Source organism: Streptomyces sp. NPDC048389, from assembly GCF_040706335.1.
In the GTDB taxonomy this organism is placed as follows: domain Bacteria; phylum Actinomycetota; class Actinomycetes; order Streptomycetales; family Streptomycetaceae; genus Streptomyces.
Genome location: NZ_JBEZKP010000004.1, coordinates 1 through 26,627, shown reverse-complemented (window position 1 = coordinate 26,627; position 26,627 = coordinate 1). Strand labels below are relative to the sequence as shown.

Sequence of the window (26,627 nt, the reverse complement as noted above, 5' to 3'; positions counted from 1 at the left end):
GGGGGCTCGCCTCAGAGCAGTCGGCGGATCTCGCCGCGCACGCGGTAGAAACCGGACTGCGCCGGATGCAGTGCGTCCACCACGTAGCGTGCGCCCGCCTCGCGTATCCCGCGCGGGAACTGCACGTTCCACGATGGCTCGAAACCGTCGGAGACGACGTGGACCCGCAGTTTCCCGTCCGTCTGGACGCACTCCACCACGACGCCGCCAGCCGGTGGCGCAGAGACGGTGGCCACCGCCCGCAGCGATGCGGCGGGGGTGTAGGTGGGCAGTGCGGCAGCGGACTTGATGTCCTTCGCCACGGGCACCGTGCCCTGCTGGGCGGAGGTGACCGCAGCCTCGCTCGCGTCCATGCAGACCAGTGAGCCGTCGGTGGTGACCATGTACAGCTTCTCCCGGCGGTACTGCATGGACAGGGCCGACCCTCCGCCGGTGCGCAGCTTCCACAGGCGGGTGCCGTCGGAGGCGAAGCAGTAGACCGAGGACGAGGAATCGCCGGCGAACACGAAACGCCCGTCCGGCGAGGTGGCGCACGAGTACACCGCGGTGTCGCAGCGGTACGTCGCCTCGACGGCGCCCGTCCGCTTCGACAGGCGCTGCACCACGTTGCGTGCCGTGCCGGCGTAGACCGAGGTGTCCTCCTGCCAGCCGAAGAGCACGGCACCGGTCGTCGGCGTGTGCCACAACTCGCCGTTGCCGTCGGGGGAGTAGGCGGTGACTCCCCTCTGGTGGCCGTGGTAGACGGCTTCTTCGTCCGCCCGCACCATCCACGCCTGCCCGCCGGACGACTTCCGGGCCCACTGGTACTCGTCCTCGTGGTCGATGACGGTGAGACCGCCGTCGGCGCCGGAGACGTTGAGAACGCCCTCCCTGATGTCGAGCCAGAAGATGTCGACATCCGCCGCGATGTCGTACGCGGCGAACGGCAGCTTCGAGGACAGGTCGTACACCTTGCCGTCGTCGCAGCCCGCGTAGATCCAGAAGTCGTCCGCGACCAGGCACTTGACGCCGTCCGGCAGGGCGTACCTGGCCAGCACCTCACCGTCGTGACCGAGGGTGTAGACGTCGCCGGCCTGGTTGCCCACCCAGCAGCGGTCCTCGTCGATGTGGATGCCGAAAGCCGCTGAGCCCGTCCGGAACCGCCACAGGACCGGGGCCGTGGAGCGAGCGGTGGACGGTGCCGACGCCACCTGCCGGCGCGTCACCGGACGGGCGGCGCGCTGTCCCTGGACGGCCGGCGCGTACCCCTTGCGTACCTTCTCGCCGATCTTCTTCGACGCGGCGGCCTGCGCCTTCTCGACAGTGGGGAAGGAAGAGGTCTGCAGCTGGCCGGTGGCGCCGATCCGGCCGTATCGCACCGAGACGACCGTCCCCTCGACGACCACCTCGTAGAACTTGTGCGCCGTGCCGTCGTCCTGCGACAGCTCCAGATACGTCTTCGTCCGCGACACGGAAGACCCCTCCCCAGGACCGAACAGACGGTCGTCCCCGCCCGTTCCACTGGGGAGAACGCTAGAGGCCGCCACTGACAACGCCCGGTCCGCGGTTCCTCGGTTGCGGGGCTCCTTCGGCCCCGGCGGCCGTCAGCCGGGGCCGTCCGCCAGGAATCCGTGATCGCCGCCGGACACAGGAAACCCCGGTCCGAATTGACGGCCGGGGTGTTTTGCTGCGTATATTAGGGGATTCCGTGTTTGCGATTAATCAACATCACGGAGAAGTTCAATAAACGAACCTTACCGCGTCAGGAGCTGAATTGTCAACCGAGGAATTGCGACGGGAACAGCAATTCGTCTCTCTCGTGCACGAGCGGCTCGACCAGCTCCGTGACGAGGCCGAAGCAGCCCTGAGCGGCACGATCGCGCAGGTCGGGACCGGTCGGCAGGCGCGAGTGGAGCGGGACATCGGGGTCGTGGAGCACTCCGCGACCTTGGCCGCGCTGAATGCCGCCGACACCGGGCTCTGTTTCGGGCGCATCGACCGGCGTGACGGAGTGACGCATCACATCGGACGCACCGGAATCCGCCGCGACGACGCGGAAAGGACGCCGCTGCTGATCGACTGGCGGGCCCCGGTCGCGCGCCCCTTCTACCTCGCCACCGGTTACGAACCGATGGGCCTGCGCCGTCGTCGGCACATCACCACGCAGGGCCGGACGGTCACCGCGCTGCACGACGAGATCATGGATCTCGCCGACACCACCCGCACCGGGTACGAGTCCCACGACGCCGACGAGGTGCTGCTCGCCGCGCTGAACAGCGCCCGGACGGGGCGGATGGGCGACATCGTGTCGACCATCCAGGCCGAGCAGGACCGGATCATCCGCGCCCCGCAGACCGGTGTGCTCGTCGTGGAGGGCGGCCCCGGTACGGGGAAGACGGCCGTCGCGCTCCACCGCGCCGCGTATCTGCTGTACGCGCACCGGGAGCAGCTTGCCAAGCGCGCCGTGCTGATCGTCGGACCCAACCCGGCCTTCCTCGGCTACATCGGGGAGGTACTGCCCTCGCTCGGTGAGACCGGCGTGCTGCTGTCGACTGTCGGCGAGCTCTTCCCCGGCGTGCACGCCACCGGCACCGACATCCCCGCCGCCGCCCTCAAGGGCCGCGCCGCCATGGCCGACGTACTGTCCGAGGCGGTACGGGACCGGCAGCAGGTGCCGGACAAGGACGTGCCGCTCGTCGTTCCCCACGACGACGGCGACCTCGTCATCGACTGGGGCATGGCCGTCGAGGCACGCCACAAGGCCCGCGAGACGGGGCTGCCGCACAACCTCGCCCGGCCGTACTTCGTGTTCCGGATCATCGACGACCTGACCTCACAGCTCGCGGACCGCATCGGCGCCGACCCCTACGGCGGCCCCAACTTCCTCGGCCCCGACGACATCGCCCAGCTCGGCAAGGCCATCGCCGCCAGCGCCGACGTGCACGCGGCGATCGCCACGCTGTGGCCGCCGCTCACTCCGCAGGACTTCCTCGCGGACTTCCTCGCGGAGCCGGCCCACCTGCCGGAGGAGGAGGCCGCGCTGCTGCGGCGTGCGACGGGCCCCTGGACCCCCGCCGACGTGCCGCTCCTGGACGAGGTCGCGGAACTCCTCGGTGAGGACGACTCCGCCGCCCGCGCCCACGCCGAGGCCGAACGCGCACGGCAGATCGCCTACGCGCAGGGCGTCCTGGACCTCTCCTACGCCTCGCGGACGTACGAGTTCGAGGACAAGGACGACGAGGATTCGGAGGTCCTGGCCGCGCACGACGTCATCGACGCGGAGCGGATGGCGGAGCGGCAGGAGGAGGCCGACCACCGCAGCGCCGCGGAACGCGCCGCCGCCGACCGCACCTGGGCGTTCGGGCACATCATCGTCGACGAGGCGCAGGAGCTGTCGCAGATGGCGTGGCGCCTTTTGATGCGCCGCTGCCCGACCCGGTCGATGACGCTGGTCGGCGACCCGGCCCAGACCGGCGACGCGGCGGGCTGCGGCTCCTGGCAGGAGATCCTCGAACCGTACGTCGGCGACCGCTTCGAGCACACGACGCTCCGCGTCAACTACCGCACGCCCGCCGAGATCATGGAACTGGCCGCCGAGGTACGGCGCAGCGCGGACCCGGGGTTCCGGCCGCCGCGCTCGGTGCGCTCGACCGGCGTCGAGCCGTGGGAGGTCACCGTGGAGCGGGCCGGCCTGGCCGAGGCCGTCGCCGTCCGGGTCGCCGACGCGCCGCACGAGGGCCGGATCGCGGTGATCGCCCCCGCCTCCCTGCACACCGCCCTCGCCTGCGCCCTCCCGGGCGTGTCCGCCACCGGTGAGCCGGACCTGACACAGCCGGTCGTGCTCCTCGACGCGAGGGCCGCGAAGGGTCTGGAGTTCGACACCGTGATCGTGGTGGAGCCGGAGCTGATCCGCTCCGGCTCCGCACACGGGGTGAACGACCTGTATGTGGCGTACACGCGGGCCACCCAGCGCCTGGGTGTGGTCCGCACCGCCCGGTAACCGCCCGGTAGCAGTCGTTGGCAGCCCGGGACGGTCACGGGCCGACCGGCCGTGACCGTCCCGGACCTCTTCACGCCGGGCGGAACCAGACCGTCGCCAGCGGCGGCAGCGTCGGAGCGATCGACGTACGCCGGCCGTGCGACTCGACCTGCTCGGGCTTCAGCGGGTCCGCGTTGCGCACGCCGGAGCCGCCGAAGCGTTCCTCGTCGGTGTTGACGACCTCGGTCCAGGCGGGGACCGTCTCGGGGACGCCGAGGCGGAAGCCGTGCCGTACGACCGGCGAGAAGTTGCTCACCACGAGCAGCGGCGCGCCGTGCTTGTCGAAGCGGAGGAAGGCGAAGACGTTGTCCTCCCAGGCGCCGCCGTCCACCCACGCGAACCCCTCGGGCACGGTGTCCTGCTGCCACAGGGCAGGGGTGGCGCCGTACACCTCGTTCAGTTCGCGGACCAGGTCCCGTACTCCGCGGTGGTCGGGCTCCGCCGAGTAGGACGGGTCGAGCAGCCACCAGTCGGGGCCGTGGCCCTCCGACCACTCGGCCCCCTGGGCGAACTCCTGGCCCATGAAGAGGAGTTGCTTGCCCGGGTGGGACCACATGAAGCCCAGGTACGCGCGGTGGTTGGCCCGCTGCTGCCACCAGTCGCCGGGCATCTTGCTCACCAGCGCCCGCTTGCCGTGCACCACCTCGTCGTGCGAGATCGGCAGCACGTAGTTCTCGCTGTAGGCGTACACCATCGAGAACGTCATCTCGTTGTGGTGGTACTTGCGGTGCACCGGCTCCTTGGAGACGTACACCAGCGAGTCGTGCATCCAGCCCATGTTCCACTTCAGGCCGAAGCCGAGCCCGCCGTGGTCCGTCGGGCGGGTCACGCCGGTCCACGCCGTGGACTCCTCGGCGATGGTGACGACACCCGGGTTGCGCCGGTAGACGGTGGCGTTCATCTCCTGGAGGAAGGACACGGCGTCCAGGTTCTCCCGGCCGCCGTACTCGTTCGGCGACCACTGGCCGTCCTCGCGGGAGTAGTCGAGGTACAGCATGGAGGCGACCGCGTCGACCCGCAGGCCGTCGATGTGGAACTCCTCGCACCAGTACGTCGCGTTGGCCACCAGGAAGTTGCGGACCTCCTTGCGTCCGTAGTCGAACTCGAGCGTTCCCCAGTCCGGATGTGCCGCCCGCGCGGGGTCGCTGTGCTCGTAGAGGGGGCGGCCGTCGAACTCCGCAAGCGCCCAGTCGTCCCGGGGGAAGTGCGCCGGCACCCAGTCCACCAGCACGCCGATGCCCGCCCGGTGCAGGCTGTCCACCAGGTGCCGGAAGTCGTCGGGAGTGCCCATGCGTGACGTCGGCGCGTAGAAACCGGTCACCTGGTAACCCCAGGATCCGCCGAACGGATGCTCGGCCACCGGCATGAACTCGACGTGGGTGAAGCCGAGGTCCTTCACGTACTGCGGAAGCTGCACCGCGAGCTGGCGGTATGTCAGCCCCGGTCGCCAGGACGGAAGGTGCACCTCGTAGACCGACAGCGGTGCTTCGTGGAGGGGGCGGTCGGCGCGGTGGGACATCCACTCCTGGTCGCCCCACTCGTGGTGCGACTCGGTCACGACCGACGCGTTGGCCGGCGGCACCTCGGCGCGCCGGGCCATCGGGTCGGCCCGCTGCGTGTACGAGCCGTCCGGACGCATGATCTCGAACTTGTACAGTGCGCCGTCACCGATGCCGGGCAGGAACAGCTCCCACACCCCGGTCCCGCCGAGCGAGCGCATGGGGAAACCGGCGCCGTCCCAGAAGTTGAAGTCGCCGACCACGCGCACGCCCCGTGCGTTCGGCGCCCAGACGGTGAACCGCGTGCCGGTGACCTGCTGGTGGGTCATCGGGTGGGCACCGAGCGCCTTCCACAGTTCCTCGTGCCGGCCCTCGCCGATCAGATACAGATCGAGATCGCCGAGCGCGGGGAGGAAGCGGTACGGGTCCTCCACCTCGAAGCCGTCCTCGTGGCCCTCGTAGGTGACGAGGAGGCGGTACTCGGGAGTGGTGAGCAGGGGGAGAACGCCGGAGAAGAGCCCGTCGCCGTCGTCGTTCAGTTCCGCGCGCAGGCCCTTGGCGAGGACCGTGACGGACAGCGCGTGCGGGCGGAGCACCCGCAGCTGGACGCCCCCGCGCACCGAGTGGGCGCCGAGCAGGGCGTGCGGGTCGTGGTGGCCGCCGCTGAGGAGCCGGGCCCGGTCGTCGTCGCCGAGCGGCCGTGCCGCGCGGACCCCCCGCTGCCCGTCACGCGGTCGCGGCGCGCCCGCGGGCTTGCCCCGTCCGGCCTTCCCCGGCCCGGCGGCGCCGCCCACCGGCGTGCCCGCCTCGTCAACCGCGGGCCCCTCGTCCCGGCTCGCTCCGCCGGCAACCGTGGACCTGTCGGCCCCGGTCCCGGTCCCGTTCGCATCGGAGGCCACGGCCTCGCCGGCCGCGCCGGCCCCCGTGGTCCTTTCGGCCGAGGCGCGTGCCGCGCGGGCTGGTGTGCTCTTGGCGGCCGCGGCCGGCCGGCTCGCCCCGGTCCTCCCGGAGCCGGCCCGTGCGGTCTTCGCCCGTGCGGTGCCCCTGCGGGCGGGAGTCCGGCCGGCCGCGGTGGCTGCCCGGCCTGCCGGCACCGCCTCGGCGGCAACGGAGGGGGCCGCGTGCACGGTGTCCGTGGAACCCGCCTCCTCCGCACTCGGCCCGACGGGCTCCGGTACGGTCGCGACCGCCTCGGCGGTGACGGCCGCGGAACCGGTCCCGCCCGCCCTGGCGCGCTTCGTGCGGCCGGAACCCCGTGCCGGACCCGCACCGGCCGCCGGCTCGCCGCCGTCCGGTACCGCCACGGCCCGTGCGCCGGTCCCGGCCTCCGGGGAGTCACCACCCTGGCGGTCCGGGCCCGCTCCCGCCGCGTCTCGCGGGTCGGCGGCATCCTGCGTTTCTGCCGCGCCACTGCCCGTCCTGGCCGCGGCGGTGCCCGCCCGCCCGGAGCGGCGGCGCCCCCTGCCGGACCCGGCCGCCTCTTCCGCGGCGGAGCCGGCCTGCGTGTCGGGTTCGTTGCCGGGCTCGCCCGGCCCGGTGGAGGCGGGGCGCGCTCCCGTGCCGCGCACCGGGTCCGGCCCGGCCGGCACGGCGGGGTCGGTGTCTGCGCTGTGCGTCTCGGTCGGCTGGTGCGGGACTTCCGGTCCCGAGGACTTGCGGGACGACGGTCGGGCGGTCACGGATTCTGCCTCCTCAGGCGGCGGACTGCGGCGGACTACGGCGAGCGGCGGGCAACTGCGGTGGGGCAGCGGTGCGACGGCGGTCGGGCAGCGGTGGCGGAGCGGTACGGGGCACAAGCGGTCGGGTCGGTCGGGGAGGGGCGGTCGGTCAGTCGAGTGCGGCGAGACGTTCGATCGCGGCCATCGGCACCGGCAGCCAGTCCGGCCGGTGCCTCGCCTCGTAGACCACTTCGTAGACGGCCTTGTCGGTCTCGTACGCGTGCAGCAGCTCCGGCTCCTCGCGCGGATCGTCGCCGCCGGCTTCGGCGTACCCGTCGCAGTACGCCTCACGGCACCGCTCGGCCCAGGCCGGGTTCCAGGGCCGGTGTGTGCGGGCCGCGTAGTCGAAGGACCGGAGCATGCCCGCGACGTCCCGCACGGCGGGCTGCGGCCGGCGCCGCTCGGTGAGCGGCCTGGCGGGCTCGCCCTCGAAGTCGATGACGGACCACGGGGTGTCCTCGGGGCCTCGCAGTATCTGGCCCAGATGCAGGTCGCCGTGGACCCGCTGCGCGGCCCAGGTGCGGCCGCGCGCGCCGAGCGCCTCGACCGCGTCGAAGGCGGCGCGCAGCCTCGGTGCGTAAGGCACCAGGGCGGGCACGGCCCGCGTCGCCGCCTCCAGCCGGCGGACCATGGCCGCCGCCAGCCGCTCGGTGTGCGGGCCGCCGAGCTTGATTGTGGGCAGGGCATCGGCGAGCGCCGTGTGCACCTCGGCGGTGACCCGGCCCAGTGCGCGGGCCTCACCGAGGAAGGGGCGGCCGTCCGCGAGGGCCTCCAGTGCCAGCACCCAGCCGTCACGCGAGCCCGCCAGAAAAGGCTGGAGCACGCCCAGGGTGAAAGGTTCCGGCGTGGCCGCCTCGTACCAGGCGACCGGGGTCGGCACCCGTCGGCAGCCTGCGCGGGCGAGGGCGAGCGGCAGCTCCAGATCCGGGTTGGGGCCGGGGTGGATACGGCGGAAGAGTTTGAGGATGTAGGCGTCGCCGTAGACGAGCGAGGAGTTGGACTGCTCCGCGTCCAGGGGCCGCCCGGCCAGATTCGCCAGGTTCGCCGGGATCTCGGGTGCGCCGTCGAACCGGTCGAAGCGCAGCGGTCCGAGCGAGCCCGATGTGCGCAGCCGTTCCAGCAGGAGTGTGGCGAGCCGCGGGTCGCGGGTCCCCTCGTACACGGTCCGCCCGGCGAGCGGTCCTTCGGTGAGGTGGCCGATCAGCGCGGGGGCGAGAGCCGGTGGCAGGGTCTCGCGGACGCCGATGAGCAGCTGGTAGCAGTCGTCGGACGAGGGCGACGGCGTTTCCTGCTGCCGGACACGTACGAGCAGATGCAGGAGTCCGGGGCCCGGCCCGTTCATGGGCAGCAGCTCCGTCGCGGAGACGAGCGAGAAGCCTGCGACCGCGCATCCCTTGCCCGCGAACCAGCGCTGGCCGGGCAGCCATCGGCGCAGCAGGGGGGCGAGCGAGGGAAGCAGGCCGAGCGGAGTCCGGGTGGATGCAGCCTCCGACATGGGCATCGCGTCCTTTCCCCGGGTACACCACGAATGCGCAAAGTGTCCCGGATTGCAGCTGTGGCTGTCCGGCGGCGCGCGGGGATGAGGGGGGAGTGCCCGGTGCGGGGCGGCGGAAACCGCCCCGCCGGAGTAGGGGGCGTCTTTCGGACGGGTCGGGTCCCCCTGTGGGCACGTCAGGGTTTGGTCACGACGGCCTTCGTGTCCACGACGGCCTTGGTCTCCGCGAGGGTCTTCGCGTCCTTGCGCAGACGGAACCAGTAGAAGCCGTGACCCGCGAGGGTGAGCAGATACGGCCACTGCCCGATGGGCGGGAACCGCACGCCGCCGATCAGTTCCACCGGATGCCGTCCGGCGAACGTCCGCAGATCGAGCTCCGTCGGCTGTGCGAACCGCGAGAAGTTGTGGACGCACAGCACGAGGTCGTCGCCTCCCTCCTCCTGGGAGGGCGCCTCCCGCAGGAACGCGAGCACGGCCGGGTTGGAGGACGGGAGCTCCGTGTAGGACCCGAGCCCGAAGGCAGGATTCTGCTTACGGATCTCGATCATCCGCCGCGTCCAGTGCAGCAGCGACGACGGCGAGGACATCGACGCCTCGACGTTGGTGACCTGGTAGCCGTAGACGGGGTCCATGATGGTCGGCAGATAGAGCCGTCCCGGGTCGCAGGAGGAGAAGCCCGCGTTGCGGTCGGGTGTCCACTGCATCGGGGTGCGGACCGCGTCCCGGTCGCCGAGCCAGATGTTGTCGCCCATCCCGATCTCGTCCCCGTAGTACAGGATCGGGGAGCCGGGAAGCGACAGCAGGAGCGCGGTGAACAGCTCGATCTGGTTGCGGTCGTTGTCCAGCAGCGGGGCGAGCCGCCGGCGGATGCCGATGTTGGCGCGCATCCGCGGATCCTTGGCGTACTCCGCGTACATGTAGTCGCGCTCTTCGTCCGTGACCATCTCGAGCGTGAGCTCGTCGTGGTTGCGCAGGAAGATGCCCCACTGGCAGCTCTTCGGGATGACCGGTGTCTTGGCCAGGATTTCCGACACCGGGTAGCGGGACTCGCGCCGGACCGCCATGAAGATGCGCGGCATCACCGGGAAGTGGAAGGCCATGTGGCACTCGTCGCCGCCGACCCGGTAGTCGCCGAAGTAGTCGACGACGTCCTCCGGCCACTGGTTGGCCTCCGCCAGCAGCACGGTGTCCGGGTAGTGCGTGTCGATCTCCTTGCGGACCCGCTTGAGGAAGGAGTGGGTGCGCGGGAGGTTCTCGCAGTTGGTGCCCTCCTCCTGGTACAGGTACGGCACGGCGTCCAGCCGGAAGCCGTCGATGCCCAGGTCCAGCCAGAACCGCAGCGCGGAGATGATCTCCTCCTGCACGGCCGGGTTCTCGTAGTTGAGGTCCGGCTGGTGGGAGAAGAACCGGTGCCAGTAGTACTGCTTGCGCACCGGGTCGAAGGTCCAGTTCGACGCCTCGGTGTCGACGAAGATGATCCGCGCGTCCTGGTACTGCTTGTCGTCGTCGGCCCAGATGTAGTAGTCGCCGTAGGGCCCGTCCGGATCGGTACGGGACTCCTGGAACCACGGGTGCTGGTCGCTGGTGTGGTTCATGACGAAGTCGATGATGACGCGCATGCCGCGCTGGTGGGCGGCGTCCACGAACTCCACGAAGTCGGCGAGGTCGCCGAACTCGGGCAGTACGGAGGTGTAGTCGGCGACGTCGTAGCCGCCGTCCCGCAGGGGGGACTTGAAGAACGGCGGCAGCCAGAGGCAGTCCACGCCCAGCCACTGCAGGTAGTCCAGTTTGGCGGTGATGCCCTTCAGATCACCGACGCCGTCGCCGTTGCTGTCCTGGAAGGAGCGGACCAGGACCTCGTAGAAGACGGCCCGCTTGAACCAGTCGGGGTCGCGGTCGCGTGCGGGTGTGTCCTCGAACGTGTCGTGGACGGGCTCATTCACGATCATGATGTGGGTGACCCTCCGGTCTGCTGGGACGGTCGCAGGGTGAGGATGTGCGCGGGCGCGGTACCCGGCTCGAGGCGCACATAGTTGGCCCTGCCCCAGTGATAGGTCTCGCCGGTGAGCTCGTCGCGCACCGGTACGGTCTCGTCCCCTGCGAGACCGAGTTGCGGCATGTCCAACGAGACCGTGGCCTCCTGGGTGTGGTGGGGATCGAGGTTGGCGACGACGAGGACGACGTCGGGTCCCGAGCGTTTGGAGTAGGCGATCATCCGGTCGTTGTCGATGTGGTGGAAGTGGACGTCGCGCAGCTGCTGGAGCGCCGGGTGACGGCGCCTGATCCGGTTGAGCGCGGTGATCAGGGGGGTGATCGTGTGCCCCTCCCGATCGGCCGACTCCCAGTCGCGCGGCCGCAGTTGGTACTTCTCCGAGTGCCGGTACTCCTCACTGCCGACCCGCAGCGGGACGTTCTCGCAGAGTTCGTAGCCCGCGTAGAGACCCCAGGAGGGGGACAGCGTCGCGGCGAGCACGGCGCGCACCTCGTAGGCGGGCCGGCCGCCCTCCTGGAGGTAGGCGTGCAGGATGTCGGGGGTGTTCACGAAGAAGTTGGGCCGCATGTACGAGGCGGCCTCGCCGGAGAGTTCGGTGACGTACTCGGTGAGCTCGTGCTTGGTGTTGCGCCAGGTGAAGTACGTGTACGACTGCTGGAAGCCGATCGCGCCCAGGGTGTGCATCATCGCCGGCCTGGTGAACGCCTCCGCCAGGAAGATGACGTCGGGGTCGGAGCCGTTGATCTCCGCGATCACCTGCTCCCAGAAGACGACCGGTTTCGTGTGCGGATTGTCGACCCGGAAGATCCGTACGCCGTGGTCCATCCAGAACCGCAGCACCCGCACCGTCTCCCGGACGATGCCCAACATGTCCTTGTCGAAGGCGACGGGATAGATGTCCTGGTACTTCTTCGGCGGGTTCTCCGCGTACGCGATGGTCCCGTCGGCCCGGTGGTGGAACCACTCGGGGTGCTCGTTCACCCAGGGGTGGTCGGGGGAGCACTGCAGCGCGAAGTCGAGCGCCACCTCCATGCGCAGTGACCGGGCGGCCGTCACGAAGCGGTCGAAGTCGGCGAGCGTGCCGAGGTCGGGATGGACGGCGTCGTGCCCGCCGAACGCGGAGCCGATCGCCCAGGGCACACCGACGTCGTCGGGGCCCGCGGTGAGCGTGTTGTCCGGTCCCTTGCGGTGGGTGGTGCCGATCGGGTGGATCGGCGGCAGGTACACCACGTCGAAGCCCATCGCGGCGACGGCGGGCAGCCGCTCCGCCGCGGTGCGGAAGGTGCCGGAGACCGGTGGCTCACCCTCCTTGACGACGGCGCCCTCCGATCGGGGGAACAGCTCGTACCAGGAGCCGTAGAGCGCCCGTCGCCGCTCCACCAGCAGGGGCAGCGGCGGGGAGGCGCTGACCAGCTCGCGCAGCGGATGCCGGGAAAGGGCGGCGTCCGCGTCGGCGGCGAGCGCCGCGGCGAGCCGCGCCTCGGCGGGCCGCGCCGTGTCGCGCAGCGCGTCGACGGCGGCGAGCACGGCCTCCCGGCCGTCCTTCTTGGGCACCCCGGCGGCGGCGCGTTCGTAGAGCTCCGCGCCCTCGGCCAGCACCAGTTCGGTGTCGATCCCGGCCGGGATCTTGATGCCGGCGTGGTGGCGCCAGGTGGCGACGGGGTCGCTCCATGCCTCGACGGTGTAGGTCCAGTGGCCTTCAGCGGCGGGGGTGACCTCCGCTCCCCACCGGTCGGTGCCGGGGGCGAGCTCCCGCATGGGGGTGAAGGGGCCGGGGCGGCCCTTCGGGTCGTACAGCACGACATTGGCGGCGACAGCGTCATGGCCCTCGCGGAAGACCGTGGCGGTGACCTGGAAGGTCTCACCCGCCACGGCCTTCGCGGGCCTTCTGCCGCAGTCGACGAGTGGGCGGACGTCCAGGACGGGGATGCGACCGATGAGCGAGTTCACAACATCACCTGAGGGCTGTGCGGGCAGGTCGGATGGAGCGGAATATCTCGTTTGTGCGGACCAAGTCTCATTTGACTGGGTTTTATTTGTATCTGCTGAGTCGGTGACTGGCGGGCTGCGGGCATGTCCGCTCCTGTCCGCGTTCACTCGGTTGGACGGTAGGGAGGCCGATCGGGAGTGCTCTCGCCTGCGTTCCGGGTGAGCCTTACCCACGCCGTTCGGGTGGGCAATCCGGTGATGTGTTAACTACTAGGACGTACGGGGTCGCACAAGACACACGTGAAGAGACCGGCCCGACACGAGGCCGGAACCGGTCTTGTCCGACGACCGTCAGCGCGCCGGGTGCCCCAATGCGCCGGGCGCACGTCAGTGCGCCGTGGTTACGTACGGCGCGGACCGATACCGTCGGAAATGACGGAAAAGGACGCACCGTCGTGCGTCCCCTCGGATGCGTACCTCCCCTGCGAAGGTGGAACTTGTGAAGGCCATTCGTCGATTCACCGTCCGCCCCGTCCTCCCAGAGCCGCTCGGGCCTCTCAGTGACCTCGCACGCAATCTGCGCTGGTCCTGGCACACCGAGACCCGAGAACTGTTCCGATGCGTCGATCCCGAGGGGTGGCGGGCCGTCGGCGGCGACCCCGTAAGGCTCCTCGGGAACGTCTCCGCCACCCGCATGGCCGAACTGGCCAAGGACCGGCGGTTCCTCCGCCGGCTCACCGCCGCCGCCGACGACCTCGACGACTATCTGCACGGCCGCAGGTGGTACCAGTCCCACGGCGGCGACGGCGGCCCCGACACCCCCGCCTTCCCGGAGGCCATCGCCTACTTCTCACCCGAGTTCGGCGTCACCGCCGCCCTGCCGCAGTACTCCGGCGGCCTCGGCATCCTCGCCGGCGACCACCTCAAGGCGGCCAGTGACCTCGGCGTACCGCTCATCGGCGTCGGCCTGCTCTACCGCCACGGCTACTTCCGCCAGTCGCTGTCCCGCGACGGCTGGCAGCAGGAGCACTACCCCGTCCTCGACCCGAACGAGCTGCCCGTCGGCCTGCTGCGCGAGGCGGACGGCGCCCCGGCCCGGGTGTCCCTCGCCCTGCCCGGCGGCCGCTCGCTGCACGCGCACATCTGGGTCGCCCAGGTCGGCCGCGTACCGCTGCTGATGCTCGACTCCGACATCGAGGAGAACGGGCCCGGCGCCCGCGACGTCACCGACCGGCTGTACGGCGGCGGCAGCGAGCACCGGCTGCTCCAGGAGATGCTGCTCGGTATCGGCGGAGTCCGGGCCGTCCGCACGTACTGCCGGCTCACCGGCCACCCCGCCCCCGAGGTGTTCCACACCAACGAGGGCCACGCCGGCTTCCTCGGTCTCGAACGCATCCGCGAACTGGGCGAAGCGCCCGAACACGGCGGCAGCGGCCTCGGCTTCGACGCGGCGCTGGAGGCGGTGCGCGCCGGGACCGTCTTCACCACCCACACCCCCGTACCGGCCGGCATCGACCGCTTCGACCGCGAACTCGTCGCACGCCACTTCGCCGAGGGCGCCGAACTGCCGGGCGTGCCCGTCGACAAGGTGCTCCAACTCGGCATGGAGACCTACCCGGGCGGCGAACCCGGCCTCTTCAACATGGCGGTGATGGGCCTGCGGCTCGCCCAGCGCGCCAACGGCGTCTCCGAACTGCACGGCGCGGTCAGCCGAAGCATGTTCGCCGGACTCTGGCCGGGATTCGACGCCACGGAAGTGCCCATCACCTCCGTCACCAACGGGGTGCACGCCCCGACCTGGGTGGCACCGGAGGTGTTCCGCCTCGGCGCCCGCCAGATCGGCGCCGCCCGCGCGGAGGACGCCCTGACCGTCGGCGGCTCGGGACGCTGGGACGCCGTCGGCAACATCCCCGATGCCGACATCTGGGAGCTGCGCCGCTCACTGCGCGAGCAGTTGGTGCACGAGGTACGGGACCGGCTGCGCGCCTCCTGGCGCCAGCGCGGCGCGGGCTCCGCCGAACTCGGCTGGATCGACGGCGTACTCGACCCGGACGTGCTCACCATCGGCTTCGCCCGCCGGGTGCCCTCGTACAAGCGGCTCACGCTGATGCTTCGCGACCGGGAGCGGCTGACGGAGATGCTGCTCCACCCCACCCAGCCGATCCAGATCGTCGTCGCCGGCAAGGCCCACCCGGCCGACGACGGGGGCAAGCGGCTGGTGCGGGAACTGGTGCGCTTCGCCGACGACCCGCGCGTGCGCCACCGCATCGTCTTCCTGCCCGACTACGGCATGGCGATGGCCAAGAAGCTCTACCCCGGCTGCGACGTCTGGCTCAACAACCCGCTGCGCCCCCTGGAGGCATGCGGCACCAGCGGCATGAAGGCCGCGCTGAACGGCGCGCTCAACCTGTCGGTCCTCGACGGCTGGTGGGACGAGTGGTACGAGCCCGACTACGGCTGGGCGATCCCCACCGCCGACGGAGCGTCCACCGACGAGGACCGCCGCGACGAACTCGAGGCGGCGGCGCTCTACTCGCTGATCGAGGACCGGGTCGCCCCCCGCTTCTACGACCGGGGCAGCGGGGGCCTCCCCGACCGCTGGATCGAGATGGTCCGGCGCACCCTCACCACCCTCGGCCCCAAGGTGCTCGCGGGCCGCATGGTCCGCGAGTACGTCGAGCGGCTGTACGCCCCCGCCGCGCACGCGCACCGTTCCATGGACGCCACCAGCGCCCAGGAACTCGCCGCCTGGAAGTCCCGGGTGCGCTCCGCGTGGCGGCAGGTGGCCGTCGACCACGTGGAGGCCGTCGACCAGGACGCGGCGGCGGGCGCCTCCGCGACGGCCGGTCTCGGCTCGACACTCACGCTGCGCGTTCAGGCCACGCTCGGCGAACTGCAGCCGGACGACGTCGAAGTGCAGGTGGTCGCGGGCCGCGTCGACTCCGACGACGCCATCCGCGACGCCCGCACCTTCCCGCTGAAACCGGCGAGCGGTCCGGACCTGGAGGGCCGCTGGGTGTACGAGGGCCCCCTCGCCCTCGACCGCACCGGCCCCTTCGGCTACACGGTCCGCATCCTGCCCTCGCACCGGCTCATCCCGGTGGGCGCGGACCTCGGCCTCGTCGCGGTCCCGACGGAGTCGGTGGCGGAGGAATCGGGCGGCGTGCTGCTGCGGTGACGGGGTGACGCGATTGCCGGGGACGGCGTCCCCTGCCCGGGTGGTGGCCGGGCGGGGGCGCCGTCTTCCTGTCAGGCGGGGGAGCCGGGCCGCCGGGAACGGAGAGCCGTGCGCCTTGGCGGGCTCCCGTCCACGCCTGCCGAACAGCCAGCGGGGGCCGGGCTGTTGCTTCAGCCGCGTGCTTCGGCCGCCAGACCGCTGAGGAACGCGCGCCATGGGGCGAGGCCGAAGGCCAGTACCGGGCCGGTGGTGTTCTTGCTGTCGCGTACGGCACGGCCCTGGTCGAAGGTGCGGGCCACCTCGACGCAGTCGCCTTGCTGGTCCGAGTAGGACGACTTGCGAAAGGTACTGACGATCTCGGGTATCACGATGCCTCTTCCGTTGGTACTGGCGTCTCAGCGAGCAGTCCGCGAATCCGCTCGGCGCTGTCCACCGGGGACATGGCCGCAGAGCGCAGTTGGTCGAAAACGTTGACGTAGAGGGCCAGGTCTTCCGGCGACTCCACGACGGTGGTGTTGGCGACGGTTCTGACGGATACCGCCTCGACGTTCGGCTCTACGCCGAAGGAGAAGGCCACGAACGGCCCTGACATTCCGGCGGCCGTACTCGCTGCCTGCGGCAGGATCTGCACCGTGACGTTCTGGCGTTCGCCCGCGTCGAGCAGCCGCTGAAGCTGACGGTTGCGGACCATCGGATCGTGAGCAGTGAGAGAAACCACCGCAGGTTCCCAGACGATGGCGGTGAAGTGTACTCCGCCTGCTTCGATGCGCTTCTGTCGCTCCTGGCGCACCTTGACCAACTCGGCCACCCGCTCGGGCGTGATGAAGGTCGGGCCCGAGGTGATGACGGCCTCAGCGTATTCAGAGGTCTGCAGCAGCCCAGGGATGAGGGCCGGCTCCCACGATCGGATGTAGGTCGAGTCGGTCTCCAACGTGATGTGGTCCGCGTAGCCCGGCCTGACGATCTCCTGGTAGTCGAGCCACCAGCCGCGCTCATTGCTGGCCCGTGCCAGCCTCTCCAGCCTGCTGCGCTCGTCCTCGTCGTCGACACCGTAGCGATCGAGCAGGGTGCGGACCTCCAGCGGGGAGGCAGAGACGTGTCCGCTCTCGAGGCGGCTCACTTTGGTGATCGACTTCAGGATCGCTGCTGCGGCCGTCGACTGATCGAGGCCGGCGGCCTCTCGATGGCGCTTCAACGCCGCTCCGAGCCTCCGGCTGCGAACGGTGGGCCTCCCACCAGCGGGCATGCTCTCTCCCCTCAACGTGCGGGTAAGTGTGCCGCGTTGCCTGTGGAGGAGGCCAGCGGGGCACTTCGGAGAGGCGGCGCAAATTTGCGATAGAGTCACTTGCGGTAGCGGAGTGAGTACCCGTAGTTTGGGTGGCGGGGTCACTTAGTGACAGGGGGCTCCACGTCGACTGACGTGCCATCAAGCGACCGGGCCTGTGGATCGCGTGGCCCGCCGCCGCCCTCTACGACATCGACACAGCAGAGACCCCCGCGATCGGGCCAACGATCCGGGGGCATGGCCAACGCTTGCTAGGAGCGTCAACGTGCTGCACTTTATCCTTCTCCTGTGCGAACCGCTGTTGCGGTTCCTGCTGCCTCCCTCTGGTCGTCACCGCCACCACGGCCGGCCGCAACCTTCCTGCGGAACCGCTTCGGCGGTTGTCGCGCAGTCCCCGCCTTGCCCGCTCCTGCGCGGCGAGGACAGCCGCCTCGTACGGCCCTACCTCACCGCCCACGAGGCGCGGGAGTCCGTCCGGCTGCAACGGCAGCGCCGAAGGGCGCTGTGGCTCGCCGTGCACGGCATCGACGTGGGCCCGCGTCTCATCCACGGCGTGGAGGTGGCGTGATGGAACCGTCCGTCACAGTGGTGGCCGGCGTCGTCGTCCGTCGCTGGAGCCGCAGTCGGCGCAACGTCGGCCGGGCGAGGGCGGAACTCCGTGCGGTGCTGGCGGGTTGGGGCCTCAGCGGCATCGAGGACGCGGCGTCCCTCGTCCTCTCGGAGCTGCTGACCAACGCCGTCCGGCATGCGACGACCCCGGGCCGCGAGATCGAGACCCGGTACCTCCAGGTGCCCGACGGCTTCCGGATCGAAGTCCACGACGCCTCCGAGGTTCGTCCGCTGATGGCGATCCCACGCGAGGACGCGACAGGCGGATGGGGCCTGCCCCTCGTCGACGTGCTGGCTGCGAAATGGGGTGTCGCCGACCGGGAGGGGCCGGGCAAGCTTGTCTGGGCGGTGCTGTCGGTCACATAGTCGCCGCTCGGCGGGGGCGACTTGCATCCACTGACGCGTACCTGGCTCGGGGCGTGAGGCGGGACTTCGTCACCGCCCCACCGCGTACTCTTGCGGCGTGACGATGCACAACACCGCCGATGTGAGTGTCGACGCGATGCTCGACGACCTCAGGACACTCGTCGAGGTGGAGTCGCCCTCACGCGACCTCGGCGCCTTGACGGCGTCGGCCAAAGCGGTCGCCGCGATCATCGAGAGCCGGCTCGGCGGGCAGGCCGTCCTCGTCGAGAGCGAGGCAGGGCCGCACGTCCACTGGTCGGGGGGCGGCGATCCGAGCGTGCTGATCCTCGGTCACCATGACACGGTGTTCCCGCTCGGCACCCTTGCACGCCGTCCGTTCACGGTGGAGGACGGGCGGGCGACCGGCCCCGGAGTGTTCGACATGCTCGGCGGTCTGGTGCAGGCCGTCCATGGCCTGGCGGCGCTGGACGACCGGTCGGGCGTCGAGATCCTGGTGACCGCCGACGAAGAGGTCGGCTCCCACTCCTCCCGGGCCCTGATCGAGGAACGAGCCATGGCCTGCGGCGCGGTACTCGTGCTCGAAGGCGCCGCCGACGGCGGAGCACTGAAGACCGGCCGCAAGGGCTGCGGCTCGTTCAAGGTCTCCGTCACAGGCCGGGCGTCGCACGCGGGCCTGGAGCCCGCGGCCGGGGTCAACGCCCTGGTCGAAGCGGCACACCAGGTGCTGGCCATCGCAGCGCTCGGCCGCCCCGACATCGGCACGACGGTCACACCGACCGTCGCGTCCGCGGGGACGTCGGACAACGTCGTGCCCGCGGAGGCGACCGTCCTCGTCGATGTCCGGGTCGAGTCGGCAGGTGAGAAGGAACGTGTCGAGGCCGCCTTCGCGGCACTCGCCACGCATCTCGACGAGGCGAAGATCGCGATTGAGGGCGGTGTCGGCCGGCCTCCGATGCCCGAGTCGGCGTCGGCCGGGCTCTTCGCGCTGGCCGAGCGGCTGCTTCCCGGCATCGAAGGCAGGGCGGTCGGGGGCGGAAGCGACGGCAACTTCACGGCCGCGCTCGGGGTGCCGACGCTCGACGGTCTCGGCGCGGTCGGGGGCGGTGCCCACGCCGACCACGAGTACCTGGTGGTCGACGCCATGGCCGAGCGGGCGCGCCTCGTGGCCGGACTGGTGAAGGCCCTGACGGCTCACAGGCCCTGATGCGGCCGCCGGACGTGCCGGTGGGCCGGGTCGACATGCACCCGCGTCACCCGCGTCACCCGGTTCACGACGACCCGGCCTCCGACGCGGTCGTCCACACGAACCCGTCAGGGTCGGTGAACGGCGCGGCATCGCTGTCGATCGTCAGCCGGTGCGAGCCGGTGCCGTCGGGAGAGACCCCCGCGACCTTTGCCAGGCCGCGGCGCTTGTACAGGGACAGGTTGAGAGGCCCCGACCCGGCCGCGAACTCGACGTACTTGCTGCCGAAACTCTTCGCCACGGCGAGGCCGCGCTCGACGTAGAACTGCTTGCTCCGGGCCACGTCCGCGACCCCCAGCAGGAGCACCATGTGGTCGATCTGCCGGGTGGCCGGGCCGGTGTCCTTCTTGGACGACGATGCGAGCTGCCAGATCGTCCCGTCGGGGGCCTGTACGACGCCCCCGTAGCCCCAGAGGGACTTGGCGGCGGGTTTCAGTGTCGTGGCGCCTGCATCCACGGCCGCGTCGAAGAGAGCGTTGACGTTCGCCGGCTGGGACACCACGAGCGACAGAGTGAAGCCCCGGAAGCCGGTCGTGGGCTCCTGTGAGGCCCGCAGACGGATCTGACTGCCCAGGCCGAAGGCGGTGGTGTAGAAGCGGTCGGCGGTCGCGGGGTCGGCCACCTCGAGGGTGACGGATTCGATGGAAGTCATGACAATGACGCTAGCCGCGGCTCCGGGACCTGCGCTTCTCGAATCCTGACCGGAACGCGGCCCGGGCCTGGGGTCAGCGGCCATCGTGACGCGCAATGCTCAGCGAGCACGGCCTACCCGGTCGGGGCGTGTTCTCGGTCGCGTTCCTCCTCGTTGTCGACATCGGCCACGATCGCCTTCGAGGCGAGGTGGCCGTTCTTGAAGCAGAGGCGGTACGCGGGGGACGACTCGTACTTCACGGCGCGGTAGTACTCGCAGCCTCCGGCGTCCGGCGGTTCGGGGTCGACGCCGGCGGGCGCGCCGTCGAGGGAGAGACGGGGCAGGCGGGTCAGGACGTCGGCGCGGAAGTCTCCGACCTGGACGCGGTCGTACTGGTCGCGGTCCATGACCGTGCGGGTGTCGCTGTACATCCGGAAGCCGAGGACGAGGACGCCGAGCACGGCGGCCACCGCCACCGGCACGGTGATCACTTGGACCAGGCCGCGCCGCACCCGGCGGCGGTCCTGGTCCAGTTCGCGGGCAGACGTCGGGGCCGGGGGCGTGGGCGCGGCCGGGGGGCCGGTGGTCAGCGGGAGGCGGGCGGAGACCGTGAAGCCGTCACCGTCCGGGCCGTGGGTGAGCGTGCCGCCCGCGAGGCGGACCCGTTCGTCCAGACCGACCAGGCCCGTACCGCTCGAGGGGAGGGAAGAAGCCGAGGCGGCACGGGAGTTCGTGACGCGGACGGTGACGTCGCCCTCGCCGTACGACAGCCGTACGCGGACGGCCGCGCCCGGTGCGTGTTTGGCCGTGTTCGTCAGGGACTCCTGGACGACGCGGTGCACGGCCCGGTCCGTCATCGGCGGCAGCGCGGGCGGCGTGCCTTTCTGCGTCAGCTCGACCGGCATGCCGGAGCCCCGCGCCCGTTCGACGAGCGCGGTCACCGTCTCGTCGGCGGGTGAAGTCGGCGGGTCGCCGTCCGCGCGCAGCACGCCGATGATGTCGCGCAGGCGGGCCGTGGCGTCCGCGGCGGCCTGGCGCAGCTCACCCGCCGCGGCCTGGCGGCGGGCGTCCAGGTCCGGGTCGACCTCAAGGGCGGCGGCCCGTACCGCGATCAGCGACAGTTCGTGGCCGAGACAGTCGTGCATGTCCCCGGCGATCCGGGACCGCTCGCGCAGCCGCTCACGGTCGGCGACCGCCCGCTGTTCGCGTTCCATACGGTCGGCCAGCTGCCGGCCCTTGCTGGCGAGTTCGGCGTACTGGCGGACGTAGCGGCCCACCAGCCACGGCACCACGACGGCGAAGAGGAGCGTGCCGAGCTGGGCGAACCAGGTCCACAGGTCGTCCAGGGCCAGGCAGAGGCCCAGCCCCGCTGCCGCGACGCCCGCGAAGGAGAGCAGCGCGGGCCGTGCGGTCGCACTGCGGCGGCCCGTCAGATACCCGAAGGCGGCCAGCGGGAGGGCGTAGGACGGGCTGAGCAGTTCCAGGCTCTGGACGAGACCGGCCGCGATCACGATCAGCAGCGACACCAGCGGCCGCACCCGGCACAGCAGGACGGCGAGGCCGGTCACTCCTGTGCTCAGGACGGCCGGCCACCAGCTTTCGGTGCCGTACCTCAGTGCGACGGGACCGGCCACGACCGCCCACAGGGCCAGGTCCGTGAGCCGGTCCTTCCGCCGGTTCCTCCGCAGGTCTCCGCGCATGCCCCCACCCTGCCGTACGGCCCCTGGACAGGGCCCCTGACGAAAGTGGGGGCATAAACGGCCCGCTCGTTTCTGCTCCGTTCACTTCTCCCGGGTGGCAGGGTTCTCCTGGGTGCCCATGAAGGGTGCCAGTGTCTCGGTGACGTGCTGCTCGGTCGCTTCCTTGGTCAGGCCGAGGCCCGACAGGGGGCCCGCCCCGTTTTCCGCCTCCAGCAGGGCAAGCAGGATGTGCTCCGTGCCGATGTAGTTGTGGCCGAGGCGCAGCGCCTCGCGGAAGGTGAGTTCGATTGCCTTGCGGGCCCGTGCGTCGTAGGGGATGACCTCGGGCAGTTCCTCGGCAGGGGCAGGCAGCGCCGTGGTGGCGGAGCCGCGGACCATGTCGAGGGTCACGCCCTGCGCGATGACCGCCCTGGCGGCGAGGCCGTCCGGCTCGGCGAGCAGGCCGAGTGCGAGGTGTTCCGGACCCACCTGGGCGTTGCCGGCGGAACGGGCTTCGTTCTGCGCGGCCATGACCACGTTCCGGGCGCGGTCGGTGAAGCGGCCGAAGCCCTGGCTGGGGTCGAGGTCGAGTGGCTGGTCCGATTCCTTGGTGACGAAGCGCTTCTGGACGGCTTGCTTGGACACGCCCATGGACCGGCCGATGTCGGTCCAGGACGCCCCGGAACGCCGGGCCTGGTCGACGAAGTGGCCGATGAGGTGGTCGGCGATGTCACCGAGGTGGTCAGCGGCGATGACCGCGTCGGAGAGCTGGTCGAGCGCGTCGGTGTGCGCCTTCTTGATGGCGTCGATCAGATCGTCGAGCCGGACAGGATGAGTCATGCGGACTGGATCTGTCATGCGACAACTCTAGGTTGACGATGTGCTTATCGTCAACCCAGAGTTGTCGCTTTCGGGTCCACCGGCCCATCAGGTAATCGCGGTCACCGACAGCCAGCCAGGCGGGTGTCTCCATCGGAGAGTGCTCCTGCCGGCATGACCGACCGCCCCGAACCGTCGGCACCGACCCGGGCCTTCGGAGGCAACCCGACAGCCTGCACGTACAAGGCTCCGGCTTGGACCGACACAACCCCTCGGCAAGGCTCATCGCCCAGGCCAGGAAGGCACTTTCGTACCTCCGTCCCAGTCGGCCGTCCCCAAGTGAAACAGCGGGGCTAGTTGGTCCGCATGGGCGCGGCGATGCGCTCCACGACCTCCGCGATCTGAACCAGGCACTCATGTACTTGCAGTGGAGGTGCGCCAAGAGGGTCGTTCACGTCTGCGTCGCGTGTCGACACGGAACCACGGCGAGCGGCCGCGCCCCGGACGAGGGTCGCAAACCGTGCGGCCGGATCCACGACGCCCGCGGCGTCCTCGCGACGCACCAGCCAGGCGAATTCGCGGAAGGTGAATGCACGGGACAACGCACGCACAGGGGACAGCCGCACAGCGGCCTCACGATGTTCCGTCGCAGCGCCCAGTACCAGGTCCGCGCTTTCGACCATCTCCTTGGTCAGTCGGCGGGAGCCCGTCCCGCAGGGCTGAACGCCACGTCCGAGGAGGAAGGAGGCGACATCAGCCGCCATCGGCATATCCGCGACAGCCCGGGTGCCTGCACTGCTCAGGTGGATCACCCGCCGATGCTCGAGCAGCCGGTGCCTGAGCAGGCACTCGGCAAGCGGAGAGCGATAGAGGTTGCCGGTGCACACCACGAGTACACGGAATGGGGGCACACACGCTCCAGGAGGGGAGGAAGAGCAGACCAAGACGTGCGACGCGGTGTCAGTATTCACCCGACATCTCCGTCGGGTGTGTACTTCAATGAGCGTTTCCCGCTGTGCGTTTGTGTGTTCGCCGCCTGCGCCACCGGCCATGGTCGGGTTTGACCGACCAGGAGATCTGCCGAAGTCCCGGGACGTCCGAAGGCGAGCGCTGCCGGGTGGCCAAGATTTCGCATATCGGCCGGCTTGGCTCCTCGTGCCGCGGGGGTACTGACGGCCGATCCGGTGATCCATGTACCCCATACGGCGTCTTATTTCCTGAGGGCGCTTAACAGGTGCTATTCCGCGACATCCATTCCACATACCGTACTCGCGAGGCGGACCATGACATCGGCCTGATTCCACTTGAGGAGCGTGAATGCGATGACGGCGTCATCGAAGTGGCGTGCTGCCTTCGCGGCCACGGCAGCCTCTGCTGTCCTGGCCGCAGTCCCCGTCGTAGGAGCCCAAACTGCCCACGCCCATCCCTATCCCTATCCACCCGACTCCCCGAGCCTCACCCTCAGCGCCACCACCGTGGACGCAGGAGACGAGCTCAGCTTCACCGGAACCGGGTTCGATCCGAACGAGGGGGTGGGCGCATTCCTCTCGAAACCGATCAAGCTGGGCTTCTTCACCGCTGACAGCAACGGCACGGTGGAGGGAACCGTCACCATCCCCAAGTGGACAGACCCGGGCCGGTACACCTTCCGTCTTAAGGGGAAGGAATCAAAACTGAAGCTCTCAGCCGCGATCACCGTACGCTCGCACAGGCCTCACCTCGCCAACACCGGTGAGGACGGCTCGGCCCCTTTGCTGGGCGGAGCCGCAGGGATGCTCGTGCTCGGAGGCGGCGCAATGATGGCCATCCGCCGGCTGAAGCGCGACTGACCACCCGGTTTCTTCAGGCAGCTGCGAAGACCAGCGGCCGGCAGCCGATCTCCCGACGCATGACCTCGCGTCCTCGGAGCACGTGCTGTCGGCCGCTGCCGCCATGCCCCCTCGCGCTGAACCCTGGGAGCAATGCTCAAGACCTGTGGATCGGGCTCGGGAGGGGTGCCTCGCGGAACGCGGAGGGCGTACCTTCCCGAGTGATCGATTGATGGTCACCGAGTAGACCCGCGTTGCACCGCGGGTTGGGAAGGTACGCCCGTGCTCAGCGTAGTCAACAACGACGGAACCACCGAGACCGCATCCCTGATGGACGACATCGTCCGCGAGGGTGCCCGGCGGATGCTCGCTGCAGCCGTGGAAGCCGAAGCCAACCCCTACATAGCCGAGTTGGCTGGTGAGCGGGACGAGGTCGGCCGCCGTCTGGTGGTCCGCAACGGCCATCATCGCGAACGGACGGTAACCACCGCCGCCGGGCCGGTCGCGGTGAAGGCGCCCCGCGTGAACGACAAGCGCGTCGACGTGGAGACCGGCGAGCGCAAGCGGTTCTCGTCGAAGATCCTCGCGCCGTGGTGCCGCAAGTCCCCGAAGATCAGCGAGGTCCTGCCCCTGCTCTACCTCCACGGACTGTCCTCCGGGGACTTCGTGCCCGCGATGGAGCAGTTCCTGGGCTCCTCGGCCGGCCTCTCGCCGGCGACGGTGACCGGGCTGACGAAGCAGTGGACCGACGACCACACCGCCTTCCAGGCCCGCGACCTGTCGGATTCTGACTACGTCTACGTGTGGGCCGACGGCGTCCACCCCAAGGTCCGCCTCGGCCAGGCCCACTCCTGCGTCCTGGTCCTCATGGGCGTGCGAACCGACGGTGGTAAGGAACTCATCGCGCTGGCCGAGAGGCTGCGTGAATCGACCGAGTCGTGGGCGGATCTGCTGCGTGACTGCCGCCGACGCGGCATGCGCGATCCCGAACTTGTAGTCGGTGACGGCGCGATGAGCCTGTGGAGGGCCCTCGCAGAAGTGTTTCCGCAGGCCAGGCACCAGAGGTGCTGGGTTCACAAGGTTCGCAATGTCATGAACGCGCTACCGAAGTCGGCTCAGCCCGGCGCGAAGAAGGCCCTGCGGGAGATCTACAACGCCGAGGACCGCGACCACGCCGAGAAGGCAATCAAGGACTTCGAGCGCACCTATGGAGCGAAGTGGCAGAAAGCGACCAAGAAGGTCACCGACGAGGCCGACGAGCTCCTCGTGTTCTACGACTTCCCCGCCGAGCACTGGGTGCACCTGCGCACGACGAATCCCATCGAGAGCACTTTCAGCACCGTGAAGTTGAGGACCAAGGTCACCCGCGGGGCCGGCAGCCCGGCCGCGGCGCTGGCGATGGTGTTCAAGCTCGTCGAGTCCGCACAGTACCGCTGGCGCGCGATCACCGGAGCCCACCTCGTCGCGCTCGTCCGCTCCGGCGCCAGGTTCGAGAACGGTGTCCTCATCGAACGCCTGGAGAACAGTGCCGCGTGATGGCTTCGCGGCTGGGCTCACTGATCGCTCAGACAGGTGACGAAGCGACCGAAGGCCTCGTCCCCAGCGCGATTACCGGCGAACTCCGCGCACAACGCAGGGAAATCAGCCCAGGCCTCGCCCTCGACGGTCCACCTGGCAACGATGCTACGCCCGTCACGGATGTGTACTTCGTCGACCCACCGGTCGAGGCCGTCGCCCGCCGAGTAGACGAAGAAGTGCGCGTCCTCCATAGCCGGTGCCAGGAGATCGATGAGCTTGTGAAGGTTGCGCATGTCGATGTAGCAGATGTCAGACAGCTGCTCCAGGCAGAGGTAGTCAGCATCAGGTGGGCCCAGGTCGAAGCCCCAGCCTCGCCCATGGACCTTCTGGTTGAGCAAATGGACCGGCCAGGTTTTCTGCCTGGGTACCTCGGTGGCCACCACCGAGAGCGTCTCCTCGACCAAAGATCGCCATCCCGGACGCACTCGAACAAACGTCCAGTGCGGGTCGGGCCACGGCGACACCTGAGGAAACCACAACCGGTACCGCCCATACCACCGATCATCGCGCCAACGATCATCACCCCTGGTGACAAACGTTCCTGGTGGCTCGATCGGATGAGGCTCTCTCATAGGCTGAGCATATGAGACACCGCCGTCGGCGCCTTGAAGCTCCACGTCCGGTCGGCAAGCCCTCCCGGGCCAGCATGCCAGGCTCGAGCACAAGGCTTTCATCATGCCCCAGTGAGCGGTGTGCATCGTGAAGTTGCAGGTCACGGGTCTGGTGTGCGGGCGTCCTTCCGTGCTCGCGCTGGTCGGCGGGCGGTGTCCACGATGAAG

At 70.2% G+C, this 26,627-nt stretch carries 19 protein-coding genes; 7 read left to right on the top strand and 12 right to left on the bottom strand.

Annotation, left to right across the window (positions count from 1 at the left end; genetic code table 11):
• Positions 1-11: 11 nt before the first annotated feature.
• Complete coding sequence (locus AB0903_RS04375) at positions 12-1,451, bottom strand: WGR domain-containing protein (RefSeq protein WP_366698868.1); 1,440 nt, start codon at positions 1,449-1,451, stop codon at positions 12-14.
• 302 nt (positions 1,452-1,753) lie between these two features.
• Between AB0903_RS04375 and AB0903_RS04370 the strand changes: the two genes are divergently transcribed.
• Positions 1,754-3,979, top strand: coding sequence for a UvrD-helicase domain-containing protein (locus AB0903_RS04370; RefSeq protein ID WP_366698866.1), 2,226 nt, complete (start codon positions 1,754-1,756; stop codon positions 3,977-3,979).
• Positions 3,980-4,049: 70 nt separating this feature from the next.
• Here AB0903_RS04370 and glgB read toward each other — a convergent pair whose 3' ends face one another.
• From glgB to AB0903_RS04350, 4 genes are all read right to left on the bottom strand, one after another.
• A complete protein-coding gene (gene glgB, locus AB0903_RS04365) occupies positions 4,050-6,611 on the bottom strand; it encodes a 1,4-alpha-glucan branching enzyme (protein ID WP_366699214.1) in 2,562 nt (853 codons plus the stop codon).
• A gap of 733 nt (positions 6,612-7,344) precedes the next feature.
• Complete coding sequence (locus AB0903_RS04360) at positions 7,345-8,730, bottom strand: maltokinase (RefSeq protein WP_366698864.1); 1,386 nt, start codon at positions 8,728-8,730, stop codon at positions 7,345-7,347.
• Positions 8,731-8,906: 176 nt separating this feature from the next.
• On the bottom strand, positions 8,907-10,679 hold the full coding sequence (gene treS, locus AB0903_RS04355; protein WP_366698862.1) for a maltose alpha-D-glucosyltransferase: 1,773 nt from the start codon (positions 10,677-10,679) through the stop codon (positions 8,907-8,909).
• Positions 10,676-12,673, bottom strand: coding sequence for an alpha-1,4-glucan--maltose-1-phosphate maltosyltransferase (locus tag AB0903_RS04350; RefSeq protein WP_366698860.1), 1,998 nt, complete (start codon positions 12,671-12,673; stop codon positions 10,676-10,678). Before AB0903_RS04350 ends, treS begins: the two co-directional genes overlap by 4 nt.
• Before the next feature lie 478 nt (positions 12,674-13,151).
• Between AB0903_RS04350 and glgP the strand changes: the two genes are divergently transcribed.
• A complete protein-coding gene (gene glgP, locus AB0903_RS04345) occupies positions 13,152-15,830 on the top strand; it encodes an alpha-glucan family phosphorylase (protein ID WP_366698859.1) in 2,679 nt (892 codons plus the stop codon).
• A 170-nt stretch (positions 15,831-16,000) separates the two neighbouring features.
• On the opposite strand, the gene AB0903_RS04340 is transcribed toward glgP, so the two are convergent.
• Both AB0903_RS04340 and AB0903_RS04335 read right to left on the bottom strand, forming a co-directional pair.
• Entirely contained in the window at positions 16,001-16,195 is a 195-nt protein-coding gene (locus tag AB0903_RS04340) for a DUF397 domain-containing protein (protein WP_366699212.1), read from the bottom strand.
• Positions 16,195-17,076: a helix-turn-helix transcriptional regulator gene (locus AB0903_RS04335; RefSeq protein WP_366698857.1), complete on the bottom strand. Its 882-nt coding sequence runs from the start codon at positions 17,074-17,076 to the stop codon at positions 16,195-16,197. The genes AB0903_RS04340 and AB0903_RS04335 overlap by 1 nt, the downstream gene beginning before the upstream one ends.
• Before the next feature lie 304 nt (positions 17,077-17,380).
• On the opposite strand from AB0903_RS04335, the gene AB0903_RS04330 reads away from it, so the two are divergent.
• The 3 genes from AB0903_RS04330 to AB0903_RS04320 all read left to right on the top strand — a co-directional run bounded on the left by AB0903_RS04330 (position 17,381) and on the right by AB0903_RS04320 (position 19,294).
• Positions 17,381-17,683, top strand: coding sequence for a hypothetical protein (locus AB0903_RS04330; protein ID WP_366698855.1), 303 nt, complete (start codon positions 17,381-17,383; stop codon positions 17,681-17,683).
• The gene (locus AB0903_RS04325) at positions 17,683-18,090 is read left to right on the top strand and encodes an ATP-binding protein (RefSeq protein WP_366698854.1); all 408 of its coding nucleotides are present in this window, start codon (positions 17,683-17,685) and stop codon (positions 18,088-18,090) included. The genes AB0903_RS04330 and AB0903_RS04325 overlap by 1 nt, the downstream gene beginning before the upstream one ends.
• A gap of 103 nt (positions 18,091-18,193) precedes the next feature.
• Entirely contained in the window at positions 18,194-19,294 is a 1,101-nt protein-coding gene (locus tag AB0903_RS04320; protein WP_366699210.1) for a M20 family metallopeptidase, read from the top strand.
• 64 nt (positions 19,295-19,358) lie between these two features.
• Here AB0903_RS04320 and AB0903_RS04315 read toward each other — a convergent pair whose 3' ends face one another.
• The 4 genes from AB0903_RS04315 to AB0903_RS04300 form a co-directional block, all read right to left on the bottom strand.
• Positions 19,359-19,985: a glyoxalase gene (locus tag AB0903_RS04315; RefSeq protein ID WP_366698853.1), complete on the bottom strand. Its 627-nt coding sequence runs from the start codon at positions 19,983-19,985 to the stop codon at positions 19,359-19,361.
• Between the two features lie 113 nt (positions 19,986-20,098).
• Positions 20,099-21,664 carry a histidine kinase gene (locus AB0903_RS04310; RefSeq protein WP_366698852.1) on the bottom strand — a complete coding sequence of 522 codons (1,566 nt, stop codon included), beginning with the start codon at positions 21,662-21,664 and terminating at the stop codon, positions 20,099-20,101.
• 81 nt (positions 21,665-21,745) lie between these two features.
• Positions 21,746-22,501, bottom strand: coding sequence for a Clp protease N-terminal domain-containing protein (locus AB0903_RS04305; RefSeq protein WP_366698850.1), 756 nt, complete (start codon positions 22,499-22,501; stop codon positions 21,746-21,748).
• A gap of 314 nt (positions 22,502-22,815) precedes the next feature.
• Positions 22,816-23,352, bottom strand: a complete 537-nt coding sequence (locus tag AB0903_RS04300) for a low molecular weight phosphatase family protein (protein ID WP_366698848.1) — start codon at positions 23,350-23,352, stop codon at positions 22,816-22,818.
• Positions 23,353-23,775: 423 nt separating this feature from the next.
• On the opposite strand from AB0903_RS04300, the gene AB0903_RS04295 reads away from it, so the two are divergent.
• Together AB0903_RS04295 and AB0903_RS04290 are read left to right on the top strand one after the other, a co-directional pair.
• Positions 23,776-24,291, top strand: coding sequence for a hypothetical protein (locus AB0903_RS04295; RefSeq protein ID WP_366698846.1), 516 nt, complete (start codon positions 23,776-23,778; stop codon positions 24,289-24,291).
• A 261-nt stretch (positions 24,292-24,552) separates the two neighbouring features.
• Positions 24,553-25,806 carry an IS256 family transposase gene (locus AB0903_RS04290; protein ID WP_366698844.1) on the top strand — a complete coding sequence of 418 codons (1,254 nt, stop codon included), beginning with the start codon at positions 24,553-24,555 and terminating at the stop codon, positions 25,804-25,806.
• Positions 25,807-25,823: 17 nt separating this feature from the next.
• Here the strand turns inward: AB0903_RS04290 and AB0903_RS04285 are convergent, their stop codons facing one another.
• Entirely contained in the window at positions 25,824-26,231 is a 408-nt protein-coding gene (locus AB0903_RS04285; RefSeq protein WP_366698842.1) for a hypothetical protein, read from the bottom strand.
• Positions 26,232-26,627: the final 396 nt, after the last annotated feature.

What these genes read in the sequence shown, in the direction of transcription:
- AB0903_RS04360 (WP_366698864.1), bottom strand. Translation starts at nt 8,730, where the DNA reads ATGTCGGAGGCTGCATCCACCCGGACTCCGCTCGGCCTGCTTCCCTCG.
- treS (WP_366698862.1), bottom strand. Translation starts at nt 10,679, where the DNA reads ATGATCGTGAATGAGCCCGTCCACGACACGTTCGAGGACACACCCGCA.
- AB0903_RS04335 (WP_366698857.1), bottom strand. Translation starts at nt 17,076, where the DNA reads ATGCCCGCTGGTGGGAGGCCCACCGTTCGCAGCCGGAGGCTCGGAGCG.
- AB0903_RS04325 (WP_366698854.1), top strand. Translation starts at nt 17,683, where the DNA reads ATGGAACCGTCCGTCACAGTGGTGGCCGGCGTCGTCGTCCGTCGCTGG.
- AB0903_RS04320 (WP_366699210.1), top strand. Translation starts at nt 18,194, where the DNA reads ATGCACAACACCGCCGATGTGAGTGTCGACGCGATGCTCGACGACCTC.
- AB0903_RS04315 (WP_366698853.1), bottom strand. Translation starts at nt 19,985, where the DNA reads ATGACTTCCATCGAATCCGTCACCCTCGAGGTGGCCGACCCCGCGACC.
- AB0903_RS04310 (WP_366698852.1), bottom strand. Translation starts at nt 21,664, where the DNA reads ATGCGCGGAGACCTGCGGAGGAACCGGCGGAAGGACCGGCTCACGGAC.
- AB0903_RS04305 (WP_366698850.1), bottom strand. Translation starts at nt 22,501, where the DNA reads ATGACAGATCCAGTCCGCATGACTCATCCTGTCCGGCTCGACGATCTG.